Origin of the sequence: Yimella lutea (assembly GCF_006715095.1) — a bacterium.
Lineage (GTDB): Bacteria > Actinomycetota > Actinomycetes > Actinomycetales > Dermatophilaceae > Yimella > Yimella lutea.
This window is the reverse complement of the sequence record NZ_VFMO01000001.1, coordinates 3,241,541-3,254,044: the sequence shown is the minus strand read 5'-3', so window position 1 is coordinate 3,254,044 and position 12,504 is coordinate 3,241,541. Positions and strand designations below refer to the sequence as shown.

The 12,504-nt window shown below is 68.3% G+C and carries 14 protein-coding genes; 8 read left to right on the top strand and 6 right to left on the bottom strand.

The window, feature by feature from the left end; genetic code table 11:
* Window positions 1-4: 4 nt before the first annotated feature.
* Both FB459_RS15630 and mdo read right to left on the bottom strand, forming a co-directional pair.
* Window positions 5-1,225, bottom strand: a complete 1,221-nt coding sequence (locus tag FB459_RS15630) for an AAA family ATPase (RefSeq protein ID WP_246092489.1) — start codon at window positions 1,223-1,225, stop codon at window positions 5-7.
* Window positions 1,226-1,317: 92 nt separating this feature from the next.
* On the bottom strand, window positions 1,318-2,610 hold the full coding sequence (mdo, locus tag FB459_RS15625; protein ID WP_141929145.1) for an NDMA-dependent methanol dehydrogenase: 1,293 nt from the start codon (window positions 2,608-2,610) through the stop codon (window positions 1,318-1,320).
* A gap of 276 nt (window positions 2,611-2,886) precedes the next feature.
* On the opposite strand from mdo, the gene mftA reads away from it, so the two are divergent.
* Genes mftA through mftD form a run of 7 tightly spaced genes read left to right on the top strand, consistent with a single transcriptional unit; the run spans window position 2,887 to window position 8,622 of the window.
* On the top strand, window positions 2,887-2,991 hold the full coding sequence (mftA, locus tag FB459_RS15620; protein WP_141929144.1) for a mycofactocin precursor MftA: 105 nt from the start codon (window positions 2,887-2,889) through the stop codon (window positions 2,989-2,991).
* Window positions 2,991-3,260 carry a mycofactocin biosynthesis chaperone MftB gene (mftB, locus tag FB459_RS15615; protein ID WP_141929143.1) on the top strand — a complete coding sequence of 90 codons (270 nt, stop codon included), beginning with the start codon at window positions 2,991-2,993 and terminating at the stop codon, window positions 3,258-3,260. The genes mftA and mftB overlap by 1 nt, the downstream gene beginning before the upstream one ends.
* Window positions 3,257-4,456, top strand: a complete 1,200-nt coding sequence (mftC, locus tag FB459_RS15610; protein ID WP_141929142.1) for a mycofactocin radical SAM maturase — start codon at window positions 3,257-3,259, stop codon at window positions 4,454-4,456. The genes mftB and mftC overlap by 4 nt, the downstream gene beginning before the upstream one ends.
* Window positions 4,453-5,199 (top strand): mycofactocin biosynthesis peptidyl-dipeptidase MftE, encoded by a 747-nt coding sequence (mftE, locus tag FB459_RS15605; RefSeq protein ID WP_246092488.1) that lies wholly within the window; start codon window positions 4,453-4,455, stop codon window positions 5,197-5,199. The genes mftC and mftE overlap by 4 nt, the downstream gene beginning before the upstream one ends.
* Window positions 5,196-5,972, top strand: coding sequence for a mycofactocin-coupled SDR family oxidoreductase (locus tag FB459_RS15600; protein ID WP_141929141.1), 777 nt, complete (start codon window positions 5,196-5,198; stop codon window positions 5,970-5,972). Before mftE ends, FB459_RS15600 begins: the two co-directional genes overlap by 4 nt.
* Window positions 5,969-7,399: a mycofactocin biosynthesis glycosyltransferase MftF gene (gene mftF / locus FB459_RS15595; RefSeq protein WP_141929140.1), complete on the top strand. Its 1,431-nt coding sequence runs from the start codon at window positions 5,969-5,971 to the stop codon at window positions 7,397-7,399. The genes FB459_RS15600 and mftF overlap by 4 nt, the downstream gene beginning before the upstream one ends.
* Window positions 7,399-8,622, top strand: coding sequence for a pre-mycofactocin synthase MftD (gene mftD / locus FB459_RS15590; protein WP_141929139.1), 1,224 nt, complete (start codon window positions 7,399-7,401; stop codon window positions 8,620-8,622). The genes mftF and mftD overlap by 1 nt, the downstream gene beginning before the upstream one ends.
* Window positions 8,623-9,196: 574 nt before the next feature.
* Here the strand turns inward: mftD and FB459_RS15585 are convergent.
* The 3 genes from FB459_RS15585 to FB459_RS15575 form a co-directional block, all read right to left on the bottom strand.
* On the bottom strand, window positions 9,197-9,511 hold the full coding sequence (locus FB459_RS15585) for a hypothetical protein (RefSeq protein WP_211345275.1): 315 nt from the start codon (window positions 9,509-9,511) through the stop codon (window positions 9,197-9,199).
* A 210-nt stretch (window positions 9,512-9,721) separates the two neighbouring features.
* The gene (locus tag FB459_RS17950) at window positions 9,722-9,811 is read right to left on the bottom strand and encodes an MGMT family protein (protein ID WP_246092487.1); all 90 of its coding nucleotides are present in this window, start codon (window positions 9,809-9,811) and stop codon (window positions 9,722-9,724) included.
* 199 nt (window positions 9,812-10,010) lie between these two features.
* Window positions 10,011-11,345 carry a serine hydrolase domain-containing protein gene (locus tag FB459_RS15575; RefSeq protein ID WP_141929137.1) on the bottom strand — a complete coding sequence of 445 codons (1,335 nt, stop codon included), beginning with the start codon at window positions 11,343-11,345 and terminating at the stop codon, window positions 10,011-10,013.
* A gap of 66 nt (window positions 11,346-11,411) precedes the next feature.
* Here FB459_RS15575 and FB459_RS15570 point away from each other — a divergent pair, with 66 nt between their 5' ends.
* A complete protein-coding gene (locus FB459_RS15570; protein WP_141929136.1) occupies window positions 11,412-11,861 on the top strand; it encodes a hypothetical protein in 450 nt (149 codons plus the stop codon).
* A gap of 52 nt (window positions 11,862-11,913) precedes the next feature.
* Here the strand turns inward: FB459_RS15570 and FB459_RS15565 are convergent, their stop codons facing one another.
* Window positions 11,914-12,429, bottom strand: coding sequence for a GNAT family N-acetyltransferase (locus FB459_RS15565; RefSeq protein WP_141929135.1), 516 nt, complete (start codon window positions 12,427-12,429; stop codon window positions 11,914-11,916).
* Window positions 12,430-12,504 lie beyond the last annotated feature (75 nt).

The window sequence follows — 12,504 nt, the reverse complement described above, 5'->3', positions numbered from 1 at the left end:
CCGATCAGAAGGTCCGACGGCGGGCCGTGCGGCGGGTGTCACGACCCGGCTCGCCGTAGATGCCCTTGCCGTGGCGGCCCGGCTTGTCCTTCGCCGCCCGCACGGCGGAACCGTCCGGATCGGACGCGTAGGCAGAGTGATCGTGGTCGTGATCCCCATCCGAGTGGTCGTGGTCGCCGTGCCCGTGGCCATGCCCGTGTCCGTGTCCGTGCCCGTGGGTGGGCAACTCCTCGGGCACCGTGGCGTTCGGGTCGACCAGCCGGGGGATCGCCTTGCGGGCCTCACTGACATCGCGCTCGTACTTCACGACGATGTTCAAGGTGTCGGACAGCACCTTCGACGACAGTTCGGACGCGCCGAGCACCGCCAGTGTGCGCGCCCAGTCGATCGTCTCGGAAATGCTCGGTGCCTTCCGTAGGTCGAGCTCGCGCAGGCCGCGCACCACCTCGACCAGCTGACTGGCCAGTGCGTCATCGAGGCCGGTGTCCTTGGAGCGGATGATGTCGAGTTCGCGTTCGGCGTCGGGGTAGTCGAGGAACAGGTGAAGGCAGCGGCGCTTGAGCGCGGCCGACAGGTCACGGGTGTTGTTGGAGGTGAGGATGACGTAGGGCTGGTGCTTGGCCCGCACCGTGCCGACCTCGGGGATCGAGATCTGGAACTCCGCGAGCAACTCCAGCAGCACGGCCTCGAGGGCTTCGTCGGCGCGGTCGACCTCGTCGATGAGCAGCACGACGGGGTCGGGGGAGAGCACCGCTTCGAGCAAGGGACGTTGGGCCAGGAAGCGTTCGGAGAAGAACACGCTGTCGTGGGTGGCGATGCGGTCGACGGCCTCGTCGATGGTGCGGGTGTCACCGACGAGCTCGGTGATCTTCTCGCGCAGGATCTGGGTGTAGAGCAGTTGCTTGCCGTAGTCCCACTCGTACAGTGCCTTCGACTCGTCTTGACCCTCGTAGCACTGCAGGCGCAGCAACCGGCGTCCGGTGACCTGCGCGAGGGACGACGCAAGCTGGGTCTTGCCGACACCGGCCGGCCCCTCGATCAGCAGCGGTTTGTCTAGTCGGGTCTGCAAGAACACCGTGGTGGCGAGTGCGTCATCGGCGAGGTAGCCGCCGGCGTCCAATCGGTCTTTGGTGTCCTGCACGTCAACGAACTGCAGGTCGGTCCCGGTGCTGTCGGTGCTGTCGGTGCTGTCGGGGTCGGTGCTCTTGCTGCTCACGGCGGTCACGTTTGCTCCTTGGCCATGCAGGTCGGGTAGCGGGTGGGGCTGTCGGGTCCGCGGGATGATCGCCGCGGACCCGACAGAGTGGGGGCGGACGGTTAGCCGAGCAGGTCGTCCAGTTCGCCGTTCATGCAGTGGTCGACCACCGGCGAAACGGTCTCGAAGGTGCACTCCCGCAGGTTGCCGGGGGTGCAAGCGTCGCCGAGGACGTGGTTGGTGATGCGCTCGACATCGGCCTTGTCACCCTTGATGACCTTGGCCTTCTCGTAGTACTTCGTCGGGCCAGTGCCGAGACGGTTCTTGGAGTAGCTGTCGGCCGTGACGTCGACGAAACGCTCCGGGATGGCCACATCGCGTAGCAACCGGATCGATGCGGCCAGCGCGGCCTCGGCCGCTTGCACATCGGTCATGCCGTGCGTGTCGATGCTCATCGCGCGAGCGATATCGGCGAACTTCTTGTAGCTGGCCGACATGTTGAACGCCCAGACGCGGGGCAACGCGATCGCGTTGTTGAGTCCGTGGTGGGTGTCGTAGAACGCGCTGACCGCGTGGCTTATCGAGTGGATGATGCCGAGGCCACCGGAGTTGAACGCCTGGGCGGCGATGTACTGGGCGTACATCATGCCCTCGCGGCCGCGCAGGTCCTGGCCGTTCCAGGTGGCTGCGCGCAGGTTCTCCTCAGTCAGCTTGATCGCGTGCAGCGCGTTGCCGAGCGAGGGTTGGAAGTCCAGGCGCGACACGTACGGCTCACTGGCGTGCGCGAGCACGTCGAACCCGCACTGTGCGGTGTAGTCGGTCGGGCAGTCGAAGTAGAGCACCGGATCGTCGACGGCCAGCGAAGCCACACTGGCGTCGTCGAACGCGACGTACTTGTGCGGGTTGTTCGGGTCGGTCGTGGTGTCGGTAATGACGTAGGCCCACGAGGTTTCCGAACCGGTGCCGGCCGTGGTCGACACGGCGATGTGCGGCGGGTTGTTCGGGTTCTCGGACATGTTGAAGCCCTCGAACTCGTTGACGCTGCGCCCGTCGTGAGCGACCGAGATGCGGGCACCCTTGCAGGCGTCGTGGCTCGAGCCGCCACCGATGGAGACGAACGAGTCGCACTTGTTCTCTTGGTACAGCGCCACGGCGTCCATGACGTTGTAGTCCTTGGGGTTCGACTCGACCTTGTCGTAAACGACGACCTCGAGGCCGTGGTACTTCAGCGACTCGACGATCTTGTGGACGATGTCGGTGCCGCGCAGGCCCGAGGTCATCACCAACGTCTTCTTGAAACCCATCTTGAGGGCTTCTGGCCCGATCATCTCGTGGGCACCTGGGCCCATGAGAGCCCGCGGGAACGGGTGGAATTCCTTGATCGGGAACGGCTTGAGCAACTCGTCGACCTGCATGGGCGACCTCCTTGTCGGCAGTGAACGGCTCGGACGCTAGGTCGTCGGCGGGCGCCGGAACAGACGAGGACGCGAAGACTGGCCACAGTCGTCGGGTCGTGCGCTGACCGCCCGGGGAGTGCCCCACCTCACCGGTCGGACAGGTGGGTCGCCGGGACCTGCCCGAATGGGTAGGTGCAACTGTCCGGTACGCGGGTTCGGTTGCAGCACAAGCGGTTCTAGCGTCGAATCACGGCGCACCGACCGGTGCGGCGAGTCGAACGGAAGGCGATCATCATGAACGAGGAGATCGACCGCAACGAGGATCTCGACCTCGCCGAGGTTGTCGAAGACAGCCTTGTGGAGGACGTCTCCATCGACGGAATGTGCGGCGTCTACTGATGTTGCACGAGCGATGGGCGCTGAGCGGGTCGGTTGCCTTGCGGCCCGAACCGTTCGGCGCCCTCGCGTACGACTTCACCTCTCGCCGGCTCAGCTTCTTGAAGTCGCCCCGGCTGGTTCGGGTGGTGGAGTCGCTGCGCGAGAGCCAAGACGTTGCCGCGGCACTGACCGGGGCCGGGGTGCCCGAAGAACAGTGGCCGCAGTACGAATCCGCACTCCGCCAACTCGCCGACCGCGGGATGCTCACCAGCCGAGGGAGCCAGTCATGACCCAACTTGCCGAACGACCGACAGAATCCGTCGGACGTCTCGTCGACCGTTTCGAACACGGCCTCGACGCACCGATCTGCTTGACGTGGGAGCTCACCTACGCGTGCAACCTGTCGTGCGTGCACTGCCTGTCCTCCAGCGGACGCCGCGACCCGCGCGAGCTGTCGACCGAGGAGTGCAAGGCACTCATCGACACCTTCCAGCGGATGCAGATCTTCTACGTCAACATCGGCGGCGGTGAGCCCACCATCCGCAGCGACTTCTGGGAGTTGGTGCAGTACGCCGTCGACCACCAGGTAGGAGTGAAGTTCTCCACCAACGGTTTTCGGATCACCCCCGAGCGCGCGCAGTACCTCGCGTCGTCCAACTACATCGACGTGCAGTTGTCGCTCGACGGTGCCACGGCCGAGGTCAACGACCCGATCCGCGGCGCGGGCACCTACGAAGCCTGCATGCGGGCGTTGCAGAACCTGGCCGATGCCGGGATGAAGGACATGAAGATCTCGGTCGTGTGCACCCGCACGAACATCGACCAGCTCGACGAGTTCAAGGCGATCGCCGACAAGTACGGCGCCCAGTTGCGATTGACCCGGCTGCGCCCCTCGGGTCGCGGCGCCGACGTCTGGGACGAGCTGCACCCGTTGCCGCACCAGCAGCGCCAGCTGTACGACTGGCTGGTCGCCAATGGCGAGAACGTGCTCACCGGCGACTCCTTCTTTCACCTCTCTGCCTACGGCGAGGCGCTGCCGGGCCTCAACCTGTGCGGTGCCGGACGAGTGGTGTGCCTGGTCGACCCGATCGGGGACGTCTACGCGTGCCCGTTCGCGATCCACGACCGCTTCAAGGCGGGCAACGTGCGCGAAGGCGGCTTCGACACCGTCTGGACCCAGGCGCCGCTGTTCAAGCAGCTGCGGGAGCCGTCGGGCGGCGGCGCGTGCGCGTCCTGCTCCGCCTACGACACCTGCCGTGGTGGTTGCATGGCGGCGAAGTTCTTCACCGGCCTACCCCTCGATGGCCCCGACCCCGAATGCGTCAGGGGCAACGCCGGGACCCCGGGCGATGAGCGCCCCGCGCCGTCCGGTGACCACTCGCACAAGGGGCCGGTGCGCAATGCACCGGTGCCGGTGACGATCAACCGACGTCCGCCGCGCAGCGCGTGCGACGAGAACCCGGTGTCGGAGTTGCTGGCGCCGTGAGCCGCACCCGACCGGCACCGCGACTCGAGGCGATCAGCTCGGCGCGCGTCGAACAGCTCGATCGCCCCTGGTTGTTGGTGCCTGTCGGGTCGACCGAACAACACGGACCGCACCTGCCGTGCGGCACCGACAGCCTGGTGGCCCGGACGGTGGCCGCCCGGGTGGCGGCGCGACTCAGCGAGTCGGGGGAGCGGGTGGTTGTGGCTCCCGGCATCGACTACGGCTCGTCCGGGGAGCACGAAGACTTCGCCGGCACCATCTCGATAGGCACCGAGGCGCTGCGCCTGCTGTTGGTCGAGCTGGTGCGGTCGGCGTCGCGCTGGGCGGGTGCCACCGTGCTGGTCAACGGGCACGGTGGCAACCTCGACGCCGTACGATCGGCCGTGCGCCTGCTGCGCACCGAGGGCCGCTCGGTGGCCTGGGTGCCCGGCGGCCCCGCCGGGCGCGATGCACATGCCGGACACACCGAGACCGCCATGATGCTCGCGCTGCGGCCCGACCAGGTCGCAATGGACCGCGCGACCGCGGGCTGCACCGATCCGTTGCCGCAGGTGCTCGAACGGTTGCGCCGCGAGGGCGTGCGCGCGGTGTCACCGACGGGCGTGCTCGGCGACCCGCGCGGCGCCTGCGCCGCCGAAGGGGCGGGCCTGCTCGACGGTGTCGTCGAGGAGATCGTGCGCCGGCTGCGGGCAGTGCACGTCGACGCCGACGGCATGTTGGCCAGAGCAGAGACCGTCGCATGAGCCTCGCCGTCGTCACCGGAGCCGCTCGCGGCATGGGCGCCGCGACCGTCTCCCGACTCGTCGCACGCGGTTGGACGGTGCTGGCGCTCGACGCCTGCCTCGGCGACAGCGAGCCGGGCGCCGTGCAGGCGACTCAGGCCGACCTCGATGCCGTGGTCGCCGCGCATCAGGGCCGGGCGATCGGCGCCGTCGTCGACGTGCGCTCACCCGAGTTGCTGCGCGACGCAATCGATCACGCGGTCGTCGAGCACGGACCTTTGGTGGCCGTCGTGGCCGCGGCGGCCATCATCGACGGTGGCGACGACCTGTGGCTGACCGACCCGGGCGTGCTCGATCGGCTCTGGGAGACCGACCTGGTCGGCGTCTTGAACACCGCCGCCGCGACCGTGCCGCATCTGCTGGCCGCAGCCGAAGCAGGGCAGCAACCGACCTTCTGCGCGATCGCCTCCGCCGCCGGTCACCGGGGCCTGTGGCACCTCGGCGCCTACTGCATCGTCAAGCACGCGGTCGTCGGGCTGGTGCGTGGGCTGGCCGCTGACCTGCACGGACGCGGCGTCACCGTGGTCGGCGTCTCGCCGGGATCGACCGACACCGACATGCTCACCGCCACAGCCGGGCTCTACGGACTCAGCGATGTCGCCGAACTCGCGCAGCGGCAGACCACCGGTCGCCCGCTGAGCGCCGACGAACTCGCCGGCGTCATCGATGCGGCCTGCACCCTCGGACCGGCCGTGCACGGTTCGGTGCTCGACGCGAGTGCGGGGATGCGATGAGCGGCCCGACGACGTGCGCGCTGCCGGTCGGCACCCGGGTGCGCCTCACCTCGACGGTCACCCGTTGCCACGGCGGCGACGTGCTCTTCTGCACCCGCAGCGGCGCGATGGTGCGACTGCGCTCGAAGGCGCGCGACCTGCTCGCCGGACGCGACGAGATCTTGGTTAGCGACAAGGTCAGTGCCACGCTCGCGCGCGCCCTGCTCGACCGCGGCTTGGCCGACCCGATGTGGGACGACGATGCGCTGACCGAGTCGCTCGACGTGACCGTCGTGATCCCGGTGCGCGATCGCCGGACGGCGCTGGTACGCCTACTCGCGGCGCTGCCCGCGGTGGGTGCGGTCATCGTGGTCGACGACGGGTCGACCGATGCCGACGCGCTGCGCACGATCGCGCAGGAGTGGGACGCGCAACTGGTGCGTCACGACGTCTCCCAGGGTCCATCGGCGGCCCGTAATTCCGGTCTGCGACAGGCGGTTACGCCGTACGTCGCGTTTCTCGACTCCGACGTCGTACCCGACGCCGGCTGTCTGGCTGCACTTGCGCGCGAGTTGCGCGACCCGGCGGTCGCGCTGGTCGCCCCGCGGGTGCTCGCCCTCCCAGTCGACCGACCGGGCTGGGTCGCTCGTTACGAAGACGTGCACTCCTCCCTTGACCTCGGCAAGACCCCCGGACGCGTCGCGCCCGGCACCCGCTTGTCCTACGTGCCGAGTGCGGCTCTGCTCGCCCGGCGCGATGCGCTCGGCGACGGCTTCGACGCCGACATGCGCGTAGCCGAAGACGTCGACCTCGTCTGGCGGCTGCATCGCGCCGGCTGGGTCGTGCGCTACCAGCCAGCCGCGATGGTGCGCCACGAGCACCGAATTCGGTTGGGGGAGTGGGTGACTCGTAAGGCCTTCTACGGCACGGGCGCGGCGCCGCTGGCTCTGCGGCACGGCGACCGTGTAGCACCCTTGCGGCTCGCGCCGCTGCCCACCGCCGCGGTGCTCGGAGCCGCCACGTTGACACGTCCGGGCGCTGCGCTCGCCGCCACCGCGGTCGCCGCGCAGCTTGCGGTCACCTCACGTCGGTTGCGCCAGGCCGGCGCCCCGTCGGCAACTTGGGCCCTGACCGGGATGAGCCTGGCCGCCACCGGCGCCCAACTCGGCGCCTCCTTGAACCGGCACCACTGGCCGCTGGCCGTGGCCGGCGCGGCCTGCTCGCGCCGCGTCCGGTGGTGGTGGGCGATCGCCGCGGTGACCGACGCGGTGACTGACCACCGCCGTACGCACAGCACCCTTGACCTGCCCCGGCACCTGCTCGCGCGTCGTCTCGACGACCTCGCCTACGGCGCCGGTGTCTGGTGGGGCGCCGCACGATCACACACCCTCGGCCCGCTGCTGCCGGCCGGGCTCCGACGACAGCACACACAGAAGGGAGACCCGTGATGGGTCAGCACAAGTGGTTCGAGACGGTCGCCGTCGCACAGGAGCGCGCCAAGAAGCGACTGCCGAAGTCGGTCTACAAGGCGTTGCTGGCCGGCAGCGAGAAGGGCGTGACCTACGCCGACAACCTCGCTGCGTTCTCCGAGTTGGGGTTCGCCCCGCATGTCGTCGGCGCACCCGCCGAACGCCAGCTCGCCACCCAGATTTTCGGCCAGTCGGTGTCGATGCCGGTGATGATCTCGCCCACCGGAGTGCAAGCCGTGCACCCGGACGGTGAGGTAGCGGTGGCTCGTGCCGCGGCCGCTCGCGGCGTGGCGATGGGTCTGTCGTCGTTCGCCAGCAAGCCGATCGAGGAGGTCGTCGCCGCCAACCCGCAGACCTTCTTCCAGATGTACTGGATGGGCGACCGTGATTCGATGGTGCGCCGGATGGACCGGGCCCGCGCAGCCGGCGCCGTCGGCCTCATCGCCACGACCGACTGGTCGTTCTCCAACGGGCGCGACTGGGGCAGCCCGATCATCCCGCAGGCGATGGACCTCAAGACGATGGTGACGCGCGCGCCCGAAGCGCTGCTTCGGCCGAACTGGTTCGCACAGTTCGCCCGGACCGGGCGTCCGCCGGAGTTGTCCGCGCCAAACCTGACCGAGGCCGGCAAGCCGGCGCCCGGCTTCTTCGAGGCCTACTACGAATGGATGCAGACGCCGCCGCCCACCTGGGACGACATCGCCTGGATGGTGCAGCAGTGGGGTGGCACCTTCGTGCTCAAGGGTGTCGGACGGGTCGACGACGCGCTGCGCGCGGTCGATGCCGGTGTCACCGGCATCTCGGTGTCGAACCACGGCGGCAACAACCTCGACAGCACGCCCGCCCCGATCCGGTCGTTGGAGGCGATCGCGGCGACCGTCGGTGACCAGATCGACGTCGCCCTCGACGGCGGTGTGCGCCGCGGCAGCGACGTCGTCAAGGCGCTCGCGCTCGGTGCGAAGACGACGCTCATCGGCCGTGCCTACCTGTGGGGGCTGAGCGCCGGCGGTCAGGCGGGCGTCGAGAACGTGCTCGACGTGATCCGCGGTGGCATCGAGTCGACGATGATGGCGATCGGACGCAGCGACGTGCACGACATCTCCCGCGACGACGTGTTGGTGCCCGAGGGTTTCGCGCGGCCACTGACGGCGGACGAGGTGAGCGCCGGTCCCGCGGTAGCGCACCGTTCGACGGCCGGCTGAGTCCGCGCTCAGAACAAGCGCTCGGCTTTCGTCTCGGCCGACTCGAATCTGTGCAGGCTGAAGAAGGCCGGTGGCGGTGAGCTGGTCGAGGACGACCTGGAGCCTGCCAGCAGGAGCAGCGCCGAAGACGCCGCCGATGAGGGCCTTGAGGTGGCTGCGCTCGATACCGGTCGCATGCTCCCAGATGTAGGACGCAACCGGCCCCAGCTGATGGACGACGTCATCGGCAAGCACGCACCGCTGACCGTTGACGCCGATTGCATCACTGGTGCTGGCGCGTCGTACGCCGGTTGGGCCGATCGCGTGGCTGAGCTTTGCCTCCCACCGATCGTGCCCCACGACGTGGTCGACTGCGCGGCCAGTCCGTCGATGACGTCGAATAACTGTGACGCATCCGAGTACTCGACGGCGTGCACGGGAACCGCCCGGAGTATTTCGCCCCATCGCGTCAGAGGCAACGCCCGATGGGTGACCGCCGCCGTGCTTTTGCCCGTGCCCGACGGTGCGACCAGGGCGAACACCCGGCTGTCGTCTGTACGCCGGGCACGCCCAAAAGACGTACAGATGGTCGAAGTCAGTCACCGTGACCGGTCGGCGCCACTGGGGTCTCAGGGCTTTTGCCGTCGGTGGAATCGGTAGCCGCGTCAGCGCCCTTGGCTTGCGCCGGGGCGACGCCCTGCGACTGGCAGATCCCAAAGTTGGGATCCGTGGTCTCGGTGCGCCATGTCGACAGGCCGGTCACGGTGAACGTTCCGCCGGGGACATTGGACCACCCGTCCGTGGGAGGGTTCGTCGAGGTGGAGTTGTTGACCTGTAGCTCGAAATCGATGGTGAAGTCGTTACGAGAGCTAGGGCCGGGCACCGAGGTGGTGTTGGCGGAGTATGTCAAAGCGACGACTTATCGCTTCCCCGGAGCGAGAGGTGAGCGCAAGTATCGAGTAGTTGCTCAAGGCACATTCCCAGCCGACGCTGAAGTTGTGGGTGCACGTGGCGCGGCAGTCGGACGAGGCCGCTCGGAACAAGCGCTCGGCTTTCGTCTCGGCCGACTGCTCCAGGTCGAGAAGGAAGCGCTTGCGGTCGAGGCCGCCAGCGAAACCGGTCAGCGAATCTCCGAGCCGACGACCCGGTGGCACGGCACGACGAGGCTGATCGGGTTGTGCCCCACACTGTGGCCGACCGCCTGCGCCATGTTCGGGTTGCCGAGCGCGGGCGATCGCGCTGTACGTCGTCGTCTCGCCGTAGCCGATGGTCATCAGGTGATCCCACCCCTGCTCCGACGAAGGGTCGCCCGCGGTGCACAGGGCAGGTCGAAGAAGAGACCAGAAGGGGAGGTACCCGAGCAGGAGGTGCTCGAGCGTCGTGATCATCCGGTGGTGCTCAGACTTCGTTCAGTGCCAGCCGTCCGGGTGTGCGCCGCCGGGCAGGTCGGCGTCCGGGTCGTACGGCGTCCGGGTGAACCGGAAGCTGCCGAGATCGAGGTACTGCGCGCCATCCTCGACGTGCATCTGCAGTCGCTCGCCGGCGTAGTAGTCCTCCAGCCCGACCCAAACGCCGTCCCTCATCGCGAACCGGGAACCGCGGCCGACTCGTACCGGACGAAGTTCGAGGACGCCGCCGTGCAACGTTGCAACATGCTCCCGCGGCCCCCAGAACCAGGTTCCCGTGATGTTGAGTGACTCGATGGATCCCGTTGCGGTCCAAGGCTTATCGTCGCGTGGACTCAGCTCGTCGAACCGCTTGAGCAGGTCGTAACCCAGGTCGAGATCGAAGTTGCCGGTCGTGTTTGCCTGCACGGCGAAGCCGTCCCCGGTCACTGGGTCGATGCGGAGCGCCGCAAGGTAGCCGGGCATCGAACCGCCGTGGCCGATGAACCGGCGTCCGTCGATGTTGAAGACGTCCAGGCCGAGCCCGTAGGCGCGCGACCAGCGTCCGCCCGGTGTGTCGTCGACGACGCCGGGGACGTGCATGTCGAGGCGGAGGTCGTCGGGCAGAACGCGTTCGTCACCACGTGCGAGGAACCGCGCCCAGGCCGCGAGATCGCCGACGGTCGACCACAACTGGCCGGCAGGGGCCATCGCTCGGGAATCGTGTGTGGGTTCGTCGTGCAGCAGATCGGCGTGCGGGTGGACCGCCCATCCGGGTGCGGCGTCGTCCGGTCGTTCGTAGGTCGTGCGGGTCAGCTCGAGCGGGTCGAGGATTCCGTTTCGGACGGCATCGAACCAGCACGACTTTCGTTGCCGGGCAACGAGTTCACCGGCGACCGCGTACCCGACGTTGGAGTAGTGGAACCGTGCTCCGGGACGGTGCGCCCGGCGCACGCTGGGCAGCAGTTGCTTCCAGGTGAGCCCGTCGCTGCGTTCCCACCACGGCCCCTGCGTCTCGGCATGGAGTCCGCTGGAATGGTTGAGCAGCGACCCGACGGTGACCCCCCGCACGGACTCGTCCAGCTCCGGAAGGTGGTCGGTGATCGGGTCGTCGAGGGCGACTGCGCCGTCTCGCACCAATTGCAGGACGGCGACGGCGACGAAGGTCTTGGTGATCGATCCGATCCGGTACGGCGTCTGCGGGGTCGCGGTAGGGGAGTCGCGGCGTCCGGTCGGATGCCCGGCGGCATCCGACCAGACGACCTCACCGTCACGGATCAGCGCAATCGACACCGACGGGGCACGGTGCCGGCGTTGGCGGGTGATCAGTTCATGGCGCAGCGAAGACTCGATTTCCACCGGATCATCCAATCAGGGGCGCACGCTTCTTCGGCGATTCCCTTGTCGGCGAGGTGGCCTGGGGCTGTGATCGTCTGGCTCGACCGAGCGAACCACCCGCACTGGATCGAGGTCCCGGACGTTGCCGGCTCGGTCGACCACAACACCTCCTACTCCTCCGACCTGCAACGCAGGTCGGTGACCGAGTGGTTGACCAAGCAGGTCGGCCCGGACTCATCGTTCAGCCTCGAACGCAGGACGCCGGCGAGCACGGTGGGCCTGGCGTTCGGACTCGCCGCCTTGGCGTTCATCGTCTTCGGGCCGAGACCGGTGCGCGGCACCCGCTGGTACTGGTTCTGGATCGCGGGCGTCCCACTCGGACTGGGGTTCGCTGCCTACGCGGTGCGGGAACTGATGCATCCCGAGGTCGTTCGACCCCGCCGTTCGGGCTTCGACGGGTTCGTCACCACGATCATCTGCGGCTTCGTGCTCGCGGGCCTGACCATGACGGCCGCTTGGCTCGTGCCGCGCCTGTGAACGAAAGTCCGCGCGCTCAGCGAGTCGGCCCGCGAGTCATGCGGACTTTCGGCTAGAGCGAGATCCAGTAGCGGCGCTTGTCCTTGCGCACGTCCTCCAGCACACCGCCGCATCGCTCGATCGTGCGTCGTGAAGCCTCGTTGTCCTCGTCGCAGGTCACCAGCACCCGGGCCAGTCCGTGCTCGCGCGCCGTGCCGAGCGAGGCAGCGAGTGCCGCAGTCGCGACCCCACGCCGACGCGCTGACGGGCGCACGCCATAGCCGATGTGCCCACCCTCCTCGAGTAGGAAGTCGTTGAGGCAGAGGCGGAGGCTGAGCGAGCCCAGCACCTGATCCGGGTCGGTGTCATCGACGATCCAGTACAGCGCGGCAGGGACGAAACCCTCCGGTGGGTCGGTGAGGTTACGACGTTGCTGTGCCAACCACCGTCCGAAGCCGTCGGGGTCAGCGAGCTCCTCTGCGGTGAACCCGAAGATCGAGTAGCCGTGCACATGATCGCCGCCGAACTCGGCGATCGACTTAAACCATGAGTCGCGGAGAGCTTCGGACGGTTCGACCAGGCGGATCATGGTGGCGAGGCTATCCGGCGCTTTCGCCGAGGGGTTTGGGATGTCGTGAGGGCGGCGCGTGCTGGGCACACTTTT